This window comes from Streptococcus sp. 22.1 (assembly GCF_016648645.1).
GTDB lineage: Bacteria > Bacillota > Bacilli > Lactobacillales > Streptococcaceae > Streptococcus.
Genome location: NZ_JACLQK010000001.1, coordinates 130,745 through 149,730 on the forward strand (window position 1 = coordinate 130,745; position 18,986 = coordinate 149,730).

Below are 18,986 nucleotides of genomic sequence, written 5' to 3' on the forward strand. Positions count from 1 at the left end.
AATCTTATGGGAATAAAAAACATTATTAATAAGGCAGGAGCTAAGGCCGCAGATAAAGTTGCTAAACTTTCATCTTTGAGCCCTGAGCAACTCAAACAAGTTGAGGAGCAAAGAGAGAAATATCTAGCTGATCAACCTAATATTAGTGATGAGGAATTAACGAATCGCTTATTAGCTTCATGTGGAGTAGAGATTTTCAATTCGTATTTGGAACAGATAAAAGAACTCTATGTTCCTATCGAAAATAAGGTAGAATTTGGTACAGACTTTCAGGAATCATATAATATCAGGTATTTCAATATCACAAAATGGGTCGTTGACAAAAAAGAAAATAGTTTAGAAAAACTAGTTAATGTCTATGAAGTACTTTCTAACGAAGACTGTAATATTGCTCTCGTCTTCAATCGAACTGAGACCAATACAGAAGTTTTTCTGGCTGTAGTAAATACTAAGAATGATTCTGATAATGTCAATGTCGAAAATTATCGCAAGCGATTGTTAGAAGCCATTAAAGGTAATTTTCCTGGATCTACAGTTCAAAATGAGAGGGGAATTGGAAGGATTCCTTGTCTAGCAAACTCTAAGCCTTATTCGGTGGCAACGGTGTCTAATTTACCAACTGCCAAATCTGAAAAATTTATTAGTCAAACCATTGAAAAATTGATTGATGGTGTCATTCCTTCACAACCATCCGAAAACTATACCTTAATCCTCTTGGCAAGTCCTATCCAGGATATAGAAAATAGAAAGTTGCGTTTGTCTGAGCTATTTTCAGCCTTAGCTCCTTATGAAAAATGGCAAACCAACTATACTTTCACAGCTTCAGATGCAACGACCTCTATGGCTACTTTTGGAGTCAATGTTGGAGCCAGTGCTGGTATCCAACATGGTAAGAATCAGTCAGTTAACCAATCTTCTGGTGATACGCAAACAAGCGGTGAATCTCAAACGGATTCGTCTGGACAAACGGATGGTACCAATACATCTCATACAGATGGAACAAATAAAGGATCATCACATACTACTGGTGGCAGTCTTGAAGGGACGCCATTTGGAGTGGGAGCAACTGTTGACTATCATTACTCTAAAAATCATGGAACAAGTACTGCAGACTCTATTGGTCAATCGACTACAAAAACTGTTAGCCGTGCCCTCGCTAAAACCGCTAGTCGTGCCTTATCTCAAACGGTTGGACAAACCTTGGGCTCTTCAAGTGGTGTTAACTTAGGTTCTAATATCGGTGCTAATTTTGCGCGTGCCTCAAATGTGACTGCTACTCTTGGTAAGAACGAGGGCATTACCCAGTCCTTTACCAATCATAATATTTCCCACGCCCTTAAGGTCCTTGAAGAACAGATGAAACGTTTTGAAAAAGGAACAGCTATGGGTATGTGGGAGTTCGCTGCCTATGTACTCAGTGAAGACCAGAATATTGCGAATAATGTTGCTCATACATACTTAGCCTTGACCCAAGGAGAAGAGTCATTTATGAGTCAGTCTTCAGTTAATTTATGGAGAGGAGATTTGGGTGAGAGCAGTGGTGATGCAGAAGAAATAGTTGCTTATCTAAGAGAATTACGCCATCCCTTATTTGGACTGAATCCTAATCTGCTATTAGCTGATTCAACCTTTAATGTCTATCCATCTATTGTGACTCCAACAGTACCTCTTACTGGTCAAGAATTGGCCTTTTCATTGAACTTCCCTAGAAAATCTATTCCAGGACTACCGATTTTAGAGTGTGCAGAGTTCGGACGAAATATTGCTAAATTTGATGAAGAAGATGTTACTAATAAGATGCTTCATTTAGGAGATATTTTCCATATGTATCATAAGGAAGATGTACCTGTTAACCTTAGACAAAACTCTTTGGCTTCGCATGTTTTTGTAACAGGAAGTACGGGTTCTGGTAAGAGTAATACGATTTATCAACTCCTCAATGAAGGTAGAAATAATGGCTTGAAATTCCTAGTTGTTGAACCTGCAAAAGGAGAATATAAGCATGTCTTTGGTAATCACGACGATGTTTCAGTTTATGGAACGAATCCTCAGTTAACACCTTTGTTGAGGTTGAATCCTTTTAGTTTCCCTAAAGAAATTCATATCTTAGAGCATCTAGATAGGCTAGTCGAAATTTTCAATGTGTGCTGGCCGATGTATGCGGCTATGCCAGCGGTTTTAAAAAAAGCTGTAGAACAATCCTATCAGGATTGTGGATGGAATCTCCTTGAATCAACCAACCCTTATGGTAGACTGTATCCAAATTTCAATGATATAGCAGACAATATTAAGACGATAATTGATTCCAGTGAATATGATGATGAGAATAAAGGAGCTTACAAGGGAGCTTTATTAACTCGAATCGAATCTCTGACAAATGGAATTAATGGCCTAATCTTTTCAAATGATGAACTCACCAATGAGCATCTATTTGATTCAAATGTCATCGTTGACCTCAGTAGAGTTGGTTCCACTGAGACTAAATCTTTGCTAATGGGTATTTTGGTCTTGAAACTGCAAGAGTATCGCATGGCTAACGGGGATATGAATGCCGAATTAAAACACATCACTGTGCTTGAAGAAGCTCATAACCTCCTAAAACGCACATCAACAGAACAAATGGCTGAATCAGCTAATCTCTTAGGTAAAAGTGTGGAGATGTTGGCAAATGCCATTGCTGAAATGCGAACATATGGAGAAGGATTTATTATTGCTGATCAAGCTCCAGGTTTAATGGATTTGTCAGTTATCCGAAATACCAATACTAAGATTATCATGCGATTACCTGATTTTTCAGATCGTGATTTAGTAGGGAAGTCAGCTAATCTAAATGATGACCAAATCATAGAACTTGCCAAATTACCAAAGGGAGTTGCAGCAGTCTATCAAAATGAATGGATTCAACCAGTTTTATGTAAGGTTGAGAAGGTGGAATATGATAAGACTGACTATCAATATAATGGAAATAGTTATTTTGATACCTTAAGTCCGAGTATTAATTTAAAGTTAACTGCATTGTTAACAGGAAACAATTCATTTGATGAGATTACAAAGAAAGAATTAAAGTTTGATATTTTAAATTCTACTTTAAGTAGAAAATATGTTCGTCAAATTTTAGATTATTGTGATGAGACTGTTTATGAAGTGAAAATGACTCAAATTGCTCCAATTATAGCTCAATTATATCCGGAAACAATGAAGGCTATTCGTAATGTTGGAATGAAATCACAAGATTATAAAGCATTAACTAATGCTGTAATTAGAGAACTCCATAAAGAAGTTGATGGTCCATTGACGAACCAATTGCAAATAAATATTGTTCAGGCATTAATGACTCAGTATTACTTTAACGAGTTGAACGATAGTTCAGAACTTGAAAATTGGCAAAACAGAGGAGGGATATTTTGAGTATTGAAAAAGTTAAAAGAATAGACACAGGTGTCTCAAATATAGAGGCACAAAATACCTTGTTTAATCCTGATCTGAAATTAGGTACGAGTGAAGTCGATAATTATTCTCGAATAGAAGGTAATCAAATTACAAAAACTGAATTAACAGATGATGACCGATTAAAAATAATGGAAGAAACAGGTTGGTCAAAAGACTTAATAAGTAGTTTCAGATGGAAAGAAGAAGTTGAGGTATATAAGGATCAGAACCTAAGTGAAAAACAAGTTGATGGTAGACAGGTTTTACAACGAGGTGATATTGACCCTAACATCAAGGATGAACAAGGCAGAAATAATAAAGAACGAATGGAAAATGGTAAAGCCCCCATTGTTGATGGTAAGCCTGTTGAACTGCATCACATTGGTCAAAGACAGGACTCTCCATTTGCAGAGTTAACGAGTTCAGTACATAAAGAAAACTATAGAAATCTACATGATGTTCCTCCTCAACCATCTCAGATTGATAGAAAATCATTTGCAAAAGAAAAAGCAGACTATTGGAAGAAAAGAGCGGAGGATTTCTAATGTCAAACTTTATCAATAGAATTAAATCAATTAAGCATGTAGAATTTTCGAAAGGTGCAACCAAAGAACAAATTAGAGATGCAGAAAAGACATTACAACTAAAATTTCCTAAGGATTATAGTGATTATTTGAATGTGTTTGGATGTATTAGCTTTTTTGGAACTGAATGGACGGGGTTAAATGGAGCGGATTATCTAAATGTTATTAATGCAACTGTTGCAGCCAGAGAAACTTATAGTGATTTTCCGATAAACATGTTTATTATCGAAGATCTTGGATTTGATGGCTATTTAATACTTTCGAATTCTAAAGGGGCTATTTTTGAATGGCAGTATGGAAATTGCACTAAAATCCATACTAGTTTAGCAGATTATTTGAATGAGTGTTTAGAAAGGATAGACTAGTATATCATTAATGATTTATAGAATCTCACTACTCATGTTGGTGGGATTTTTTGTGTCTTTCCAAGTCACCATAAGTGCGAAATCTTCTCAAAAGCGTTACACTTAAGGCGTGGAGATGCAAGTATCTATTGAAGGGAGTGTTAAAAATGTCAAATCTAAATAATCATATAATCTATCTTGCTGGTGGCTGTTTCTGGGGCGTGGAGGAATACTTTTCACGTGTTCCTGGTGTGCTTGATGCGGTTTCGGGTTATGCTAATGGACGTAGTGAGACCACTCGCTATGAACTTATTGGTCAGACGGGCCACGCTGAAACTGTTCAGGTAACCTATGATGCTAGCAAAGTGTCATTGCGAGAGATTTTGCTACATTTCTTCCGTATTATCAATCCCCTTAGTAAAAACAAGCAAGGAAATGATGTGGGAACCCAGTACCGTACGGGTGTTTACTATACTGATGTCAATAACTTGCCAATTATCGAGCAAGTTTTCCAAGAAATGACTGAGCAATACGGCCAGCCTTTGGCGGTTGAATTGTTGCCTCTGAAGCACTTTATTCCTGCAGAGGATTACCATCAAGATTATCTCAAGAAGAATCCTAATGGCTACTGTCATATCAATGTCCATCAGGCAGCTAGTCCGGTCATTGATGCCAGTGCTTATCACAAGCCAAATCAGGAGGAGCTTAAGGAAAGCTTGAGTCCAGAAGCCTATGCTGTGACCCAGGAAAATGGAACGGAGCGTGCCTTTACAAGTCCTCTTTGGAATCATTTTGAACCAGGGATTTATGTTGATGTAGTGACTGGTGAACCTCTCTTTTCCTCCAAGGACAAGTTTGATTCAGCCTGTGGCTGGCCGAGTTTCTCTCGCCCCATTAGTCCTGAGGTAGCCAATTACAAGGAAGACCATTCTCACAATATGGAACGCATTGAGGTCCGTAGTCGTGTGGGTGATTCTCATCTTGGCCATGTCTTTCCAGATGGTCCAAGTGACAAGGGTGGTCTACGCTATTGTATCAATGGCGTAGCGACACGATTTGTGCCTAAAGCCGATATGGAAAAAGAAGGTTACGCCTACTTACTTGACCAAGTAGACTGATTATTCACTAGTATTAAGAGATTTTCTAGCAGAAGCTTATCATAAAATAAGAGGTTGGTACTGCTTGCTACCAGCCTCTTTTGTATGTAAAAGAATTTATTGAAAGCCCTTTAAAGCTAACATAACATGTGACCTAACCGTTCAGGACAAAAAAGTGACCTTTCATTACATTTTTTAACAATTTAGGCAAAATTGTTTTACGTTTCAAATAAAAAAATAGTACACTATAATAGTGAGAAATCTGACAAGTGTAAATGTGTCCTTCTCCTTGGCTTTTGCTGGTTTTGGCGTCTGTAAACATTATTGTACTTTGTGTAATAATGAGTCTTCCCAACCTCCCAATATGATTTTATATGTCTTAACTTACCAAAACAAGACTAGCAAGAGAATACTAAGATATTTCCTTAAGAAGTAATGACAGCGCTTGTTAGATTTTGTGATAACATTCAGATAGTCCTAAGGACTATGTTATTGTGCTAAACCTTTTTGACGGAGATTATTATGGAATGGATGAATAAACTAATCATATTAATAGCCATTTGTGTCTTGTGGTTCTGGTCTTTTCTTTTACTTCCTAAAACAGGGGAGAAAGTAGTTTATTTTTATCATTTCCTAGCTCTCTGTGGTTTAGTCATGATTTATGGTGCCCTAGTCGATCCAGCTGGTCTCTGTGATACTTTTTTCAATATTAAACATCTATGTTTTCATTAATGAATCCAGTTTGGTAATAGGTCAGGAAAATCTGAATATAATTAATCACTCATCAAAAGAAGCTTTCTGTGTATTGATAATAGTCTATCTGTTTTCAATATGCAGGAGGTTTTTTTCTGTATTATAGAGATTTGAGTATAGAAAAAGCAGTCTGACAAGACTGCTTCAGGGATATCAAAGTTGTGATTCGTAACGTTTGACGATTCTATTTAAGCGCCATTGGTAACAGAGACCACTGACGATAAGGCTAGCAATAAGGCCAATCCAGTAACTGTAGGGACCTAGCCCAGTGACTTTTTCAAGAAGGAAGCCAACTGGGAAGGTGATGCCCCAGTAGGCTAGGACACCGAGATAAAAAGGCACCTTGGTATCCTTGTAGCCACGCAGGATTCCTTGAAGCGGAGCCGCAAAGACATCTGCCACTTGGAAGAAGAGGCTATAGGTCATGAAAATGGCTGTCATCCTCAAAAATTCAGGCTCATGCCCATAGAGTTCTGCCAAATCATAGCGCAAGAAGTAGAGGAAAATCAAGGTAAAGATAGAAAATCCTAGGGCTGTCAACCGTCCCAGCTTGCTGTAGCTCTTGACCGCATTCATGCGTTTAGCCCCAAATTCGTAGGAAATAATGATAGCCATGGCACTGGAAATGCTGAGAGGGAAGGCGTACATGAGATTTGAGAAATTCATGGCCGCCTGATGACTGGCAATCACTAGGGACGGATATTTAGACATAACCAGACCGACACCTGAGAAGATAGCGACTTCCGCAAAGACCGTTCCACCAATAGGGAGACCTAGTTTAAGTGCCTCAAGTAGAGCTGTTTTATCAAGGGGTTGGACCTTTTCAATGTGGTAGGGCTTAACCTTTTTATGCTTTCTGATAACGGCAATGGAAATGAGGAGAAGGGCCCAATAAGCCATTGAAGTTCCCAGACCAGCTCCAGCTCCCCCTAACTCTGGTAGACCAGCAATGCCATAGATGAGGAGGAAATTGAAGAAACCATTGAGAGGTAGGAGCAAAAGCATGAGGTACATGGAGAGGCGCGTGAGGCCAAGGGCGTCGAACCACGCTAAAGAGTAGAAGGGGAATAATCCCAAGACTCAAAAAGCGTAAATAACCAAGGGCAACCTTTCTGACCAAAGGCTCCAAACCTAAATGATTCAAAACCAAGGGTGCCCCTAGAAAAACAAGGGCAAAGAGGATAAGTGATAGACCCAAAGCCATATAAAGAAATTGATAGAAATCAGGTGCCACTCGGTCCTTGCGACCTGCCCCTAGATGGTGTCCGATAATAGGAACTAGGGCAGATACGATACCTGTTAAGAAGGTGAAAAAAGGACTCCATAAACTCGTTGCCATGGCTACCCCCGCCAAGTGTAGGGCATCGTATTGACCAGTCATGGTAGTGTCCACAAAAGCTGCTGAAAAGTTGGCAAACTGATAGATCAGTATGGGCACAAAAATCTTGAAGAAAACAAGAAATCGCTCACGGAGAGAATGTGTTTCGTGCATTCTGTTTTCCTTTCTAAATTTTTCAAATTATATAATCATTGTACAACTGTTATCCAATAAAGTCTATAATTGACGGAAAGTTCGGTCCCATTCTCTCAAATTATCGTCATCTCCCATAAAAGCCAAGTAGTGGAGAATTTCTTTATGTATAGTCTTTCCCATATTCTTATCGATAAATTTATAAAGGTATGCGGCTTTTAGTTCTTTAAGATAGAGTTTTTGTAACATGAAATAGTCTGGTAATTGAATAGTTTTTAGTTCGTTTATATAGTAGTCACTATCTTCTTGATTTCCGTAAAGAATGATTTGGAAAATACAACGACTGATAACTTCTAAAGTGATTCGATCTAAATTATTTCTAGGATTTTTATTGAGTATTGATAGGAATTCCTTAATGTAGATTTTTAGCGCATCTTCTGTGAAGATATCCTTTACCATATTCAGTAAATTAATATCGAGAAGTGTCCAAATATCAATAGAAAAGAAGTAGTTTTGAAGTTCTGTAGCAATATCTTGGTTAACTGACCGGTTTTGAAGTTTTGAAACCTGACAGTCAATACAAAGACTAATCAGATAATCACTATAATTGGTTTCTCCTAAAATGCGAAACTTTTCTGCGACTTGCTCCAGTGCTTCAAAGTCTAGATGATTTGAGGCTTGATTGAATTGATTAGCAAGTTTTATGTAGGTTTCGTCCACAAGATATTCTTGTTCGAAAAATTCATTATATTCGACTTTTAGATGTTTTAAAAGTTTGAAAAGAGTATCATTTGAGAGTGATGTTTTGTTATTTTCAAAGTCTGAAAGACTCGCTACAGATCCAGCTACTTGAGCGAGTCTCTGAATAGTGTATTTTCTCTGTTTTCGAATCTGTTTAAATTTTTGACCTTGTTCCATATAAAATTACCTTATCGGATTTCCGAAATTTCAATAGTTGATACTATTAATAAACTAAAATAATAGTATCAAATTGAAGGAGGTAAAAGCAATGATTATTGAAAAAAATAAATCGGTTGCTGTGTCACTGCTTAAATTTATTAAGCTACTTCCTAAGAAGGAAATGGTACTTTATATCATTTTTGCGCTTCTTTATTCGTGTCAAGGCATTGTAATACCTGTAATTATCCAGATGGCAGGTCATATAGATAGTAGTGATAGTTGGGATTTAATAGTTTTTACATTTTCGAGTATCTCTCTTTGGGTGGTTGTGTACGCTTTTATGTATATAGAGAATATTCTGCTTCGTTCTATTATTAGAGCGTTTAATGTAAGCCTATCAGAAAATATTTTAAAGAATCATGCTGTCTTTCCTAAAAACATCTCCGATTCTGAGCTTTGCTCACTCTTGACACAAGATCTTGGAATTGTAGACCAGGAGTTCCTCCAATCTTTTCTTATCTCGCCAGTGTGGGGCGCCTCTGTCCTAGTATCTGTAATTTATCTGCTCAAACAAAATATTATTGTAGGGAGTCTTTTTACTGTAGGTGCCTTTCTGATGATTTTGCCTCAGTTTATATTTAAGAGAAAGTTAAAAGAGTCAGGAGAATTACTAAGTAGCTCAAAAGAGAAAAATTTAAGAGCTATTACAGACTTTGGTAAAGGGATTGAAACGATTATTTGCAACCAAGCAGAAAAAGAGAATGTAAAGCAAACTCTCATAACCCTTAGTGAGATGGAGACGACACAATTTAAGTATTATACACTTCATAATTTAGTTATGTTTTGGACAGGACCTCTGAAAGCTGTCGGCTTGATTGGACCATTTGTGATTGGTCTTGTCATGAAACAAAATTCAATTACTACACTTATTGCTATGATGTCTGCTTCAACATATCTTATTAACCCCTTACAACAGATTCTGGAGGCTATTGCAAGTATTCAAGCAAGTCAAGTGATAAAAGATAAATTATTGACATTTGGAAGTGAGTCAGAAATTCCTTCAAAAGGGCATCACATACATACTTTAAAAGAAATTCAGTTAAAAAACGTCACTAAATCTTATGATAATCAAGAGATTTTTCAAGATGTTACGGTTACTTTTTCATTGTCTCAGCATAATCTTATAGTTGGTGATAGTGGTATTGGGAAAACAACACTTTTTAGGTTAATATCAGGGCAAGATAAGGCATATAGTGGGAAAATCATTTTTAAAAGTATAGATGGAAGGGAGCTGACTCCAAATTTAGATAACATTGCAATTATTCATCAAAATCCCTATGTCTTTCATACAAGTGTGCGACATAATCTAACTCTTTATCAAGATTATTCAGACTCAGTGCTCATTTCAACACTAAAAAAGGTCGGACTATGGGAGGCTTGTTGTCACCAATTAGACTATGAATTAACTGGAGATAACTTTTCAGGTGGTCAAATCATAAAACTGGAGATTGCACGTGCTATTTTGAGAGGCAAGCAGGTTTTACTTGCTGATGAGATGATGGCTTCTTTAGATGCAGCAAGTTCTAGAGAAATAAGAAATGTCTTGCAACAATTGCCTAATAGTATTATTGAAATTGCCCATCATTACAATTTGGAAGATTACGATGCTGTCTATAGAATTGAAAATAAGTCAATCGTAAGAATTAAATAGTACGAGCTACTTTCAGTAAAAGTTAGACAGAGTAGTTGCTTAGTCTTTTCTTTCGATTTACAAACTTGGAACAGACCTATATAATTAATCTAAGGAAATGAGGCTTTGAAAATGAACACGAAAACAGAATTTTTGAGAATAATGGCGGAACAAACAGAAATGGCTTTGGCTACTTCTGTGAATAACATTCCTAATGTAAGAATCGTTAATTTCTATTTCGACCCTTGTGATAATATTCTTTATTTTTCGACATTTAAAGATAATAACAAGGTCAAGGAGATAGAAGAAAATCCTTCAATCGCTTTTACAACTATCCCTCACACTGGAAACCAGCATGTCAAAGCCAAAGGTCTCGCAAAAAGAAGTTTGAAAACGATATTCGATTTGGAAGCACAGTTCATTGCAAAGGTTCCAGATTATAAAAAGACAATAGATTTCGCAGGAGAATCGCTGATTCTATTTGAGGTGAAATTTGATACCGCAATTGTTACAAAAGATTTGGCTACAATCAGCACCTTAAAACTATGATAAAAACACCCCTTATTGGATTGGTGAATCTATAAGGGGTGTTCTTGTGTTATTTTTCTTTTTTGTTATGGTTCAAAATGGCATTGAGGACGATGGCAAGCAAACTTGCAACGACGATACCGTTTGAGAAGAACATTTGGAAAGCATTTGGTAGGCTGTTGAAGAGGTTGCTGCCGTTAAGACCAACCCCTGCAGCGATTGATACCGCAGCAATCAAGAAGTTGTGTTCGTTGTTGGCGAAATCAACACGTGCCAAGATTTGCATCCCTTGGATAGAAACAAAACCGAACATAACAAGCATAGCGCCACCAAGGACTGGACTTGGGATGATTTGAGCCAAGGCACCAAACTTAGGAAGGAGTCCAAGAAGAACAAGGAAACCAGCTGCATAGTAGATTGGCAAGCGAGTCTTGATACCTGACAATTTCACAAGACCAACGTTTTGTGAAAAACCAGTGTATGGGAAGGTGTTGAAGAGGCCACCAAGGAGAACAGCCAAACCTTCAGCGCGGTAACCGTTACGAAGGCGAGTGCTATCGAGTGGTTCTTTGGTAATATCAGAGAGGGCCAAGTAAACTCCAGTTGATTCAACCATAGACACTGTAGCGATAATACACATCATGATGATTGATGACAACTCAAACTTAGGCATTCCGAAGTAGAATGGTGTTGGCACGTGGACAATAGGTGCCGCAGCCACTGGTGAGAAGTCAACTAAGCCCATGCTTGCTGCGATAGCAGTACCGACAATCAAACCAATCAAGATTGAGATGGATTTGATAAATCCTTTAGTGAAAATATTAATCAAAAGGATGATGAGAACGGTGATAGCTGCAAGGAAGAGGCTTTGACCAGTAGGCTTATCAGCATTATTTCCCATATTTCCGATAGCCACAGGGATGAGGGTCAAACCAATAGTAGTGATGACAGATCCCGTAACGATAGAAGGGAAGAGATTGGCCACTTTTGAAAAGACACCAGAAACGAGGATAACATAAATCCCTGAAACGATAAGAGCACCAAACATAGCACCACTACCGTGTTTCTCACCAATCATAATAAGTGGTGCTACTGACTGGAAGGCAACCCCAAGAACAATTGGAAGACCGATACCGAAGTATTTATTAAGTTGAAGTTGGAGGAAGGTTGCTACACCACACATGAAAATGTCGGTTGAAATCAAGTAGGTTAATTCATGAGCTGAATAGCCCAAGGCACCAGCAATCATGATTGGAACCAGGATTGATCCCGAGTACATGGCAAGTAGGTGTTGCAGTCCTAGGACCGCCGCCTGCGAATGTTTTTCTTTATTTTGCATTAGATGTCTGCCTCCTTAAATACGACCTGACCATTTTCAAAACGATCCAAACGAGCAAGTGAAACGACTGGGTAGCCAGCTTCTTCTAGAAGGGCACGACCATCTTGGAAAGATTTCTCAATAACGATACCGACCGCTTCGACGTGTGCGCCAGCTTCTTCGATGATTTGAATCAAGCCTTTGGCAGCTTGGCCGTTAGCTAGGAAGTCATCAACGATGAGAACCTTATCTTCAGGAGTGAGGAACTTGCTTGCGATAGAGACAGTGCTAGTCACCTGCTTAGTGAAGGAGTAGACCTCAGCAGTGAGGATACCTTCATTCATGGTGATATTTTTAGCCTTCTTAGCAAAGATCATAGGGACATCCAAAGCCTCAGCAGCATAGAGGGCTGGAGCAATACCAGATGCCTCGATAGTCACCACCTTGGTGATGCCTGCATCCTTGAACTTTTCAGCAAAGACCTTTCCAATCTCACGCATGAGATCAAAGTCCACTTGGTGAGTGAGGAAAGAGTCAACTTTGAGGATGTTCTCCCCAAGGACATTCCCATCTTTGAGAATGCGGTCTTCCAGTAATTTCATATTACCTCCTATAAAAAATAAAACTAAAGTGTATTTTGATTTTCTCAGATTCCATTGAGACTCTGACAAAGATCAAAACAATCGAATAACAGAAAAAGGCCTGCAAAGCAAGCCTTTAAAATCACAAAAAGACGGTAAATCTTTTTATGACTTTATGACTTACTTATTGTTAGGTGTTACGGCACCTTGTAGAAACGTCACGCCGATTCGTGACATAAATAAGTAATGTTCTCATTATTCGATGAAGCTGTCGTTGGTTGATGATAAACCAATATCAACTCTATAATAATACTATATTTTCTTTGAAGACTCAAAGGATTTTTCCTATGAAAACGCACTATTTTAAAAGTTGGAAAATTCAATCTAACATTATTGTAAGATTTCCTGAGAAAGGTCGTTTCTTGGGGTATTTATTGTTATAATAGTGGGAAATGAAAGAGGTTGAGTTATGCATAAGATTTTATTAGTGGAGGACGACGAGGTTATCCGTCAACAAGTCAAAAAAATGCTAGAACAGTGGGGTTACGAAGTTGTTCTTGTTGAAGATTTCATGGAAGTATTATCTATTTTTGTAAAAGTAGAGCCCCACTTGGTTCTTATGGACATTGGTTTACCTCTATTTAATGGTTATCATTGGTGTCAGGAAATTCGTAAGGTCTCCAAGGTGCCTATTATGTTCTTGTCTTCCAGAGATCAGGCCATGGATATCGTTATGGCAATCAATATGGGTGGGGACGACTTTGTGACTAAACCCTTTGACCAAAATGTTCTCTTGGCAAAAATTCAAGGGCTTTTGCGCCGATCTTATGAGTTTGGAAAGGATCAGAGTCTTTTGGAATATATGGGTGTGATTCTGAACCTTAAGGCCATGGATCTGGTTTATCAGGGAGAAGTCGTTTCTTTGACTAAGAACGAGTTTCAGATTTTACAAGTTCTCTTCGACCATGCTGGAAATATCGTTAGTCGGGAAGACCTCATGAAGGAGCTTTGGAATAGTGACTTCTTTATTGATGACAATACCCTGTCAGTTAATGTAGCTCGTTTACGTAAGAAGTTAGAGGCAGTTGGTTTGAAGGATTTTATTGAAACCAAGAAAGGTGTCGGTTACGGGTTGCGTCATGATGGATAAGCGTCAATTTATCAAATATCAGATTAGGTCTCGTCTACCTTTCTATCTTTTGTTTATTTTTAATGGAATCATATTAGTCTTGTTTGCCTTTTTATTTGAAGAGGCGGCAGATATTCTTTATTATGCCTTGACCATACTGACATTTGTGGCTATCATCATAGTTATTTGGGACTTGGTTAGCTCTTATCAGTCTTATAACTTAGCCTATCTCTATGAGAAAATGACACCATCAAGTCCTTTAGAGTTTTATCTAGCTCAGGCCTTGGAAAATGCTAAGGAGAGTCAAATGGTTCAGACTGAGGAGGAGCGCAAGCGCTATACAGATTTGATGGACTACTATACCCTTTGGGTGCATCAAATCAAGACGCCAATAGCAGCCAGTCAATTATTGTTAGGGGATGTTACAGATAGTAAAACGAGGGCTCTCTTGGAGCAAGAGGTCTTCAAGATTGATGCCTACACCAATCTGGTCTTGCAGTATTTACGTTTGGAAAACTTTCATGATGATTTGCAGTTGAGGCATGTTGCATTAGCCCCCTTGGTTAAAGAAGTTGTTAAAAAGCATAGTATTTTCTTTATTCAAAAAGGGTTGACTATTAATTTACATGACTTGGATGTTATGGTCGTTACAGATGAAAAATGGCTCTTGGTTATCGTAGAGCAGGTCTTATCAAATAGTTTGAAGTACACAAAGAGTGGTGGCATTGACATTTACTTCAAAGATAATAGGCTTTATCTTAAAGATTCTGGGATTGGTATCAAGGATAGTGATATTTTACGTGTCTTTGAGCGTGGTTTTTCAGGTTACAATGGCCGCTTGACTCAGCAGTCGTCTGGACTGGGTCTCTATCTTTCTAAGAAGATTGCTGATCAGCTTGGACATGATATTAGTATTAGTTCCCAAGTAGGTCAAGGGACCACAGTTTCTATTCATTTTCAAAAGCAGAAGTTGGCTATTGATTAATAACTTACAAAAGTGTAAGAAATAAGGCTAGAAATGAAAGCAAGGGTTATGGTTGAGACCTTGCTTTTTCTATAAAATGGTATCAGAAGTTAAGTAAGAGGTTCCTAAAATCTCTTCCAAATCTATTAAATAAAGGAGCTTATTATGACATTACTAGATGTTCAACATGTTAAAAAAATCTATAAAACACGTTTCAAAGGAAATCAGGTTGAAGCCCTTAAAGATATCCATTTTACGGTTGATAAAGGTGACTATGTTGCAATCATGGGTGAGTCTGGGTCAGGAAAATCAACCTTGCTTAATATCCTTGCCATGCTTGATAAACCAACAGCAGGGCGTGTCTATCTGAATGGTATGGACACAGCAACCATCAAAAACAAGGATGCTTCTAGCTTCCGTCGTGAAAGATTAGGGTTTGTTTTCCAGGATTTCAATCTTTTAGATACCCTATCAGTTAAAGATAATATTTTGCTACCTTTGGTTCTTTCTCGTCGCCCACTTAAGCAAATGATGACACAAGTAGATGCAATCAGTCGTCAACTGGGAATTCATTCCTTACTGGAGAAGTACCCTTATGAAATTTCAGGTGGCCAAAAGCAAAGGGTTGCGGTTGCGCGTGCAATCATCACAAAACCAGAAATACTCTTAGCAGATGAGCCAACAGGTGCCCTGGATTCCAAATCTTCAGCAGCGCTCTTGGATGTCTTCGATGCTATTAATGCCAGCGGTCAGACCATTCTCATGGTAACTCACTCGACAGCGGCCGCCAGTCGAGCGCAGCGTGTTTTGTTTATCAAGGATGGAATTCTTTATAATCAAATCTTCAAAGGAGATAAGTCTGAACATCAAATGTTCCAGGAAATTTCCGATACACTAACTGCAATGGCAAGTGAGGTGAACTAATATGTTTCGTCTAACCAATAGACTGGCTTTGTCCAATCTCATAAAAAATCGTAAGCTTTATTATCCTTTTGCTTTAGCAACTATTCTGGCTATTGCCATTACCTATATCTTTACATCTTTAACGCTTAATCCTCATCTGGATCACTTGACTGGGGCAGATGCTATCAAGATGGTTTTGGGGATGGGACTTGGAATTGTCGCCCTATCCTCTGGAATTATTGTTCTTTATGCCAATAGCTTTGTTATGAAAAATCGTTCAAGGGAGCTTGGTCTCTATAGTGTGCTAGGCTTAGAGAAGCGTCACCTCTTTAGTATGATTCTAAAAGAAACAGTGATTATGAGTTTTGTGACTTTGCTTCTAGGTATAGGTGTGGGGGCACTTTTCGATAAACTCATTTATGCTTTTCTTCAAAGGCTTATCGGTGAAAGTACTGGTTTAGTTTCGACCTTTCAAGTAATGACAATTCCTATTGTTCTTGTCATCTTTGCTTGTATTTTTGGTTTGTTGGTTTTGGTAAATGGTTTCCGATTGCTACGGCTTAATCCTTTACAATTAACTAAAGATGGCCTTAAGGGTGAAAAAAAGGGACGTTTTCTAGTTATTCAAACCCTTTTGGGACTTGGTGCTATGGGGTATGGTTACTATCTTGCTCTCTCTGTTCAGAATCCAGTAACGGCTATTATGAGTTTTTTCCTAGCTGTTCTACTGGTCATTCTAGGGACTTACCTTCTCTTTAATGCCGGGACAACAGTTGTTCTGCAACTCTTGAAAAAGAAGAAGAGCTACTATTACAAGCCCAATAATATGATTTCCATTTCCAATCTTGTCTTTCGGATGAAAAAAAATGCAGTTGGGCTGGCGACCATTGCCATTCTCTCAAGTATGGTTTTGGTGACACTTGTAGGTGCTGCAAGTATTTATGCTGGAAAAAAAGACTATGTGGCGAGTTCTGCTCCGCATGATTACTCAGTTACAGGGACGAATGTAGATTTAACAAGTACACGGAAAGCTATGGATGATTTCTTAGTACAGACGGGAAATCAGGTAAATAGAAAAGTGGAAGTAAGTTACCTCTACTTTGGTATCAAAGAACAAGAAAAAAACAAGCTAACCATCTTTTCTGAGAATGAAAGAAAAGTTCTACCAAAGTCAATTTTTCTTGTCTTCTCACAATCTACTTATAAACAATTAACAGGTAAAGACCTCAATCTGACTTCAAATCAAGTTGGCTTATTTACTAAAAATAAAACATTAAAAGATCAAAAGAGTTTGTCTGTCAATAGTCAAACCTACCAGATCCATGATAGCCTTAATGACTTTCTTAAAGGTAAAATACCCAACCTCTTCACAATCATAGTTTCTGATTATAGCTACCTTGTTGTTCCTGATATGGATGATTTTCAAGAAAGTATCAAAGGAACAGCAACCACCCAAGCTACCTATGTTGGTGTTAATGTCAAAGACCCTTCACATGATGCCAAGAAAAATTCAGATTTGCTAGACAAAATCACGGATAAAGAAACACAACAGTTAGCTGGACAAACTACTGGCCTCCCTAAGTCTTACTTCACTGCAAATAGTCGATATGATGCAGAAGGCATGGTAAATGGCTTTGTTGGTGGAACCTTCTTTATCGGCATCTTCCTATCCATCATCTTCATGCTTGGCACAGTTCTCGTGATTTACTATAAACAGATTTCCGAGGGTTATGAGGATCGTGAGCGCTTTGTTATTCTTCAAAAGATTGGCTTGGACGACCTCCAAGTCAAGCAAACCATTGGAAAGCAAGTCCTTACTGTCTTCTTCCTCCCCTTGATTTTTGCCTTTATTCACTTGGCCTTTGCCTATCATATGATCAGTTTGATTGTGCGTATCATTGGAGTTCTTAATCCAAGTCTTATGTTAGTGGTTACTATCATTGTTTGTGGCGTATTCTTCCTAGCCTATATCTTGGTTTTTGCCCTAACGTCTCGTTCCTATCGTCGAATCGTATCGATGTAATTGACATAGAGTCTAGTTCATGCTAGGCTCTATTTCTTTTATGCTATAATAGATGAAAGAATTATAAATCATCGGAGAAAACACATGTCACAGACTATTGATGTCAAACGTTACGAGGAATTGGCACGTCAAAAGCAGGGGGAGCACCGAAAGTTTCTAGCACAACTCAAGAAGAAGGCTCCTAAAAATTTAGATAAGATTGTTCAGCAGGTACACAATGAAGTCTTTCAAGAAATTGATTGTACCCAGTGCGCTAATTGTTGTAAGACGCTTGGTCCCGACTTCACAGAGCAGGACATTACTCGCATTGCCAAGCATTTTCGAATGAAATTACCTGCCTTCGAGGAGATGTACCTTCAGGTAGATGAGGATGGCGACAAGGTCTTCAAGTCTATGCCTTGTCCCTTCTTAGGGCCTGATAATCTCTGTGATATTTATGATGTCCGTCCTAAGGCCTGTGCAGCCTTTCCTCACACGGATCGTAAGAAAATCTATCAGATCAATCATCTGACTATCAAAAATACGCTTTTCTGTCCAGCAGCCTACCTTTTTGTGGAAAAACTCAAGGATAGGATTTAGAAAGGAACTGTTATGAAACGATTTAATGCAGGTGTTTTCACCCTACTTATCATTGCTGCCTATTTTATCGCGACAGCATTTATTCCGGATTTGTATTTGGCTTTTAATTATAAATTGATTTTAGCCTTGCTTTTTGTGCTTTTGAGCTGGCAATCTAAGGGGAAATTTCTCTTTTTCTTGGGGATGGCTTTTCTATCGACCTATATCCATGACCTCTTTAGATTGGACTATTCAGAATGGACACTCTTTGTAGGAATTCTTATCTTGGGGATTGCAGTGGACCGTTTGAGCAAGCCAAGTTATAAGAAGAACTTTTCTTACAAGGTTTCTAAAGAACATGAGCGAGAGATTTTCGCTAAGACCTTATTTTCAGAGTCTGTTCAGGTGGTGACTTCACAAAACCTCGAAACTGTCTATGCCAATGCCGATTTTGGACGTTTGACTTTGGATTTGCGTCAGGCTCAGTTTATGACGGATCGACCTCAGATTGTGGTTCAGGCAAATTTTTCTCAGGTTATCATTCGAGTACCTAAGGATTGGCAAGTGGATGCACACGGCCTTCATACAAGCCTGGCAGGAGTGAAAAGCTACGATAGTCTAGGAGAACGAGACTTGGCTAGCACTACAGTTTCTCTAACAGGTTCAGTATCCTTTGGACAGGTAACTGTCAAACATTGAAAATAATGAAAGAGC

General features: G+C 38.3%; 15 protein-coding genes, 1 pseudogene and 1 riboswitch. Of the genes and pseudogenes, 12 read left to right on the forward strand and 4 right to left on the reverse strand.

All coding sequences use genetic code 11. The features are described 5' to 3' along the window. Positions 1-6: 6 nt before the first annotated feature. The 4 genes from H7U04_RS00465 to msrB all read left to right on the forward strand — a co-directional run bounded on the left by H7U04_RS00465 (position 7) and on the right by msrB (position 5,475). Positions 7-3,408 carry a helicase HerA domain-containing protein gene (locus H7U04_RS00465; RefSeq protein WP_201042800.1) on the forward strand — a complete coding sequence of 1,134 codons (3,402 nt, stop codon included), beginning with the start codon at positions 7-9 and terminating at the stop codon, positions 3,406-3,408. Next, a complete protein-coding gene (locus H7U04_RS00470; protein ID WP_073686880.1) occupies positions 3,405-3,974 on the forward strand; it encodes an HNH/ENDO VII family nuclease in 570 nt (189 codons plus the stop codon). Before H7U04_RS00465 ends, H7U04_RS00470 begins: the two co-directional genes overlap by 4 nt. Then, a complete protein-coding gene (locus H7U04_RS00475) occupies positions 3,974-4,378 on the forward strand; it encodes an SMI1/KNR4 family protein (protein WP_073686879.1) in 405 nt (134 codons plus the stop codon). The genes H7U04_RS00470 and H7U04_RS00475 overlap by 1 nt, the downstream gene beginning before the upstream one ends. A gap of 146 nt (positions 4,379-4,524) precedes the next feature. Further along, on the forward strand, positions 4,525-5,475 hold the full coding sequence (msrB, locus tag H7U04_RS00480; protein ID WP_073686878.1) for a peptide-methionine (R)-S-oxide reductase MsrB: 951 nt from the start codon (positions 4,525-4,527) through the stop codon (positions 5,473-5,475). 885 nt (positions 5,476-6,360) lie between these two features. Here the strand turns inward: msrB and H7U04_RS00485 are convergent. Beyond that, positions 6,361-7,699 (reverse strand): annotated as a pseudogene (locus H7U04_RS00485) (MATE family efflux transporter). A 63-nt stretch (positions 7,700-7,762) separates the two neighbouring features. Continuing rightward, complete coding sequence (locus H7U04_RS00490) at positions 7,763-8,596, reverse strand: helix-turn-helix domain-containing protein (protein WP_073685800.1); 834 nt, start codon at positions 8,594-8,596, stop codon at positions 7,763-7,765. Positions 8,597-8,687: 91 nt separating this feature from the next. Here H7U04_RS00490 and H7U04_RS00495 point away from each other — a divergent pair, with 91 nt between their 5' ends. Both H7U04_RS00495 and H7U04_RS00500 read left to right on the forward strand, forming a co-directional pair. Then, entirely contained in the window at positions 8,688-10,289 is a 1,602-nt protein-coding gene (locus H7U04_RS00495) for an ABC transporter ATP-binding protein (RefSeq protein ID WP_201042789.1), read from the forward strand. A 111-nt stretch (positions 10,290-10,400) separates the two neighbouring features. Continuing rightward, a complete protein-coding gene (locus H7U04_RS00500) occupies positions 10,401-10,817 on the forward strand; it encodes a pyridoxamine 5'-phosphate oxidase family protein (protein WP_201041697.1) in 417 nt (138 codons plus the stop codon). A 49-nt stretch (positions 10,818-10,866) separates the two neighbouring features. Here H7U04_RS00500 and H7U04_RS00505 read toward each other — a convergent pair whose 3' ends face one another. Then, positions 10,867-12,135, reverse strand: a complete 1,269-nt coding sequence (locus H7U04_RS00505) for a nucleobase:cation symporter-2 family protein (protein ID WP_145517405.1) — start codon at positions 12,133-12,135, stop codon at positions 10,867-10,869. Then, the gene (locus tag H7U04_RS00510; RefSeq protein WP_004182304.1) at positions 12,135-12,716 is read right to left on the reverse strand and encodes a xanthine phosphoribosyltransferase; all 582 of its coding nucleotides are present in this window, start codon (positions 12,714-12,716) and stop codon (positions 12,135-12,137) included. Before H7U04_RS00510 ends, H7U04_RS00505 begins: the two co-directional genes overlap by 1 nt. A gap of 146 nt (positions 12,717-12,862) precedes the next feature. Continuing rightward, positions 12,863-12,958: riboswitch (purine riboswitch) on the reverse strand. Positions 12,959-13,164: 206 nt separating this feature from the next. Here H7U04_RS00510 and H7U04_RS00515 point away from each other — a divergent pair. The 6 genes from H7U04_RS00515 (at position 13,165) to H7U04_RS00540 (ending at position 18,971) form a co-directional block, all read left to right on the forward strand. Then, positions 13,165-13,845: a response regulator transcription factor gene (locus H7U04_RS00515; RefSeq protein WP_004182305.1), complete on the forward strand. Its 681-nt coding sequence runs from the start codon at positions 13,165-13,167 to the stop codon at positions 13,843-13,845. Next, positions 13,835-14,809 carry a sensor histidine kinase gene (locus tag H7U04_RS00520; protein ID WP_371515012.1) on the forward strand — a complete coding sequence of 325 codons (975 nt, stop codon included), beginning with the start codon at positions 13,835-13,837 and terminating at the stop codon, positions 14,807-14,809. The genes H7U04_RS00515 and H7U04_RS00520 overlap by 11 nt, the downstream gene beginning before the upstream one ends. Before the next feature lie 144 nt (positions 14,810-14,953). Next, positions 14,954-15,712, forward strand: a complete 759-nt coding sequence (locus H7U04_RS00525; RefSeq protein ID WP_008534947.1) for an ABC transporter ATP-binding protein — start codon at positions 14,954-14,956, stop codon at positions 15,710-15,712. A gap of 1 nt (position 15,713) precedes the next feature. Then, positions 15,714-17,714, forward strand: coding sequence for an ABC transporter permease (locus H7U04_RS00530; protein WP_201059216.1), 2,001 nt, complete (start codon positions 15,714-15,716; stop codon positions 17,712-17,714). Between the two features lie 84 nt (positions 17,715-17,798). Further along, positions 17,799-18,293 carry a YkgJ family cysteine cluster protein gene (locus H7U04_RS00535; protein WP_002885314.1) on the forward strand — a complete coding sequence of 165 codons (495 nt, stop codon included), beginning with the start codon at positions 17,799-17,801 and terminating at the stop codon, positions 18,291-18,293. A 12-nt stretch (positions 18,294-18,305) separates the two neighbouring features. Then, positions 18,306-18,971, forward strand: a complete 666-nt coding sequence (locus tag H7U04_RS00540; RefSeq protein WP_110981482.1) for a hypothetical protein — start codon at positions 18,306-18,308, stop codon at positions 18,969-18,971. Positions 18,972-18,986: the final 15 nt, after the last annotated feature.

What these genes read in the sequence shown, in the direction of transcription:
- H7U04_RS00465 (WP_201042800.1), top strand. Translation starts at nt 7, where the DNA reads ATGGGAATAAAAAACATTATTAATAAGGCAGGAGCTAAGGCCGCAGAT.
- H7U04_RS00475 (WP_073686879.1), top strand. Translation starts at nt 3,974, where the DNA reads ATGTCAAACTTTATCAATAGAATTAAATCAATTAAGCATGTAGAATTT.
- msrB (WP_073686878.1), top strand. Translation starts at nt 4,525, where the DNA reads ATGTCAAATCTAAATAATCATATAATCTATCTTGCTGGTGGCTGTTTC.
- H7U04_RS00490 (WP_073685800.1), bottom strand. Translation starts at nt 8,596, where the DNA reads ATGGAACAAGGTCAAAAATTTAAACAGATTCGAAAACAGAGAAAATAC.
- H7U04_RS00495 (WP_201042789.1), top strand. Translation starts at nt 8,688, where the DNA reads ATGATTATTGAAAAAAATAAATCGGTTGCTGTGTCACTGCTTAAATTT.
- H7U04_RS00500 (WP_201041697.1), top strand. Translation starts at nt 10,401, where the DNA reads ATGAACACGAAAACAGAATTTTTGAGAATAATGGCGGAACAAACAGAA.
- H7U04_RS00505 (WP_145517405.1), bottom strand. Translation starts at nt 12,135, where the DNA reads ATGCAAAATAAAGAAAAACATTCGCAGGCGGCGGTCCTAGGACTGCAA.
- H7U04_RS00510 (WP_004182304.1), bottom strand. Translation starts at nt 12,716, where the DNA reads ATGAAATTACTGGAAGACCGCATTCTCAAAGATGGGAATGTCCTTGGG.
- H7U04_RS00515 (WP_004182305.1), top strand. Translation starts at nt 13,165, where the DNA reads ATGCATAAGATTTTATTAGTGGAGGACGACGAGGTTATCCGTCAACAA.
- H7U04_RS00520 (WP_371515012.1), top strand. Translation starts at nt 13,835, where the DNA reads ATGATGGATAAGCGTCAATTTATCAAATATCAGATTAGGTCTCGTCTA.
- H7U04_RS00525 (WP_008534947.1), top strand. Translation starts at nt 14,954, where the DNA reads ATGACATTACTAGATGTTCAACATGTTAAAAAAATCTATAAAACACGT.
- H7U04_RS00530 (WP_201059216.1), top strand. Translation starts at nt 15,714, where the DNA reads ATGTTTCGTCTAACCAATAGACTGGCTTTGTCCAATCTCATAAAAAAT.
- H7U04_RS00535 (WP_002885314.1), top strand. Translation starts at nt 17,799, where the DNA reads ATGTCACAGACTATTGATGTCAAACGTTACGAGGAATTGGCACGTCAA.
- H7U04_RS00540 (WP_110981482.1), top strand. Translation starts at nt 18,306, where the DNA reads ATGAAACGATTTAATGCAGGTGTTTTCACCCTACTTATCATTGCTGCC.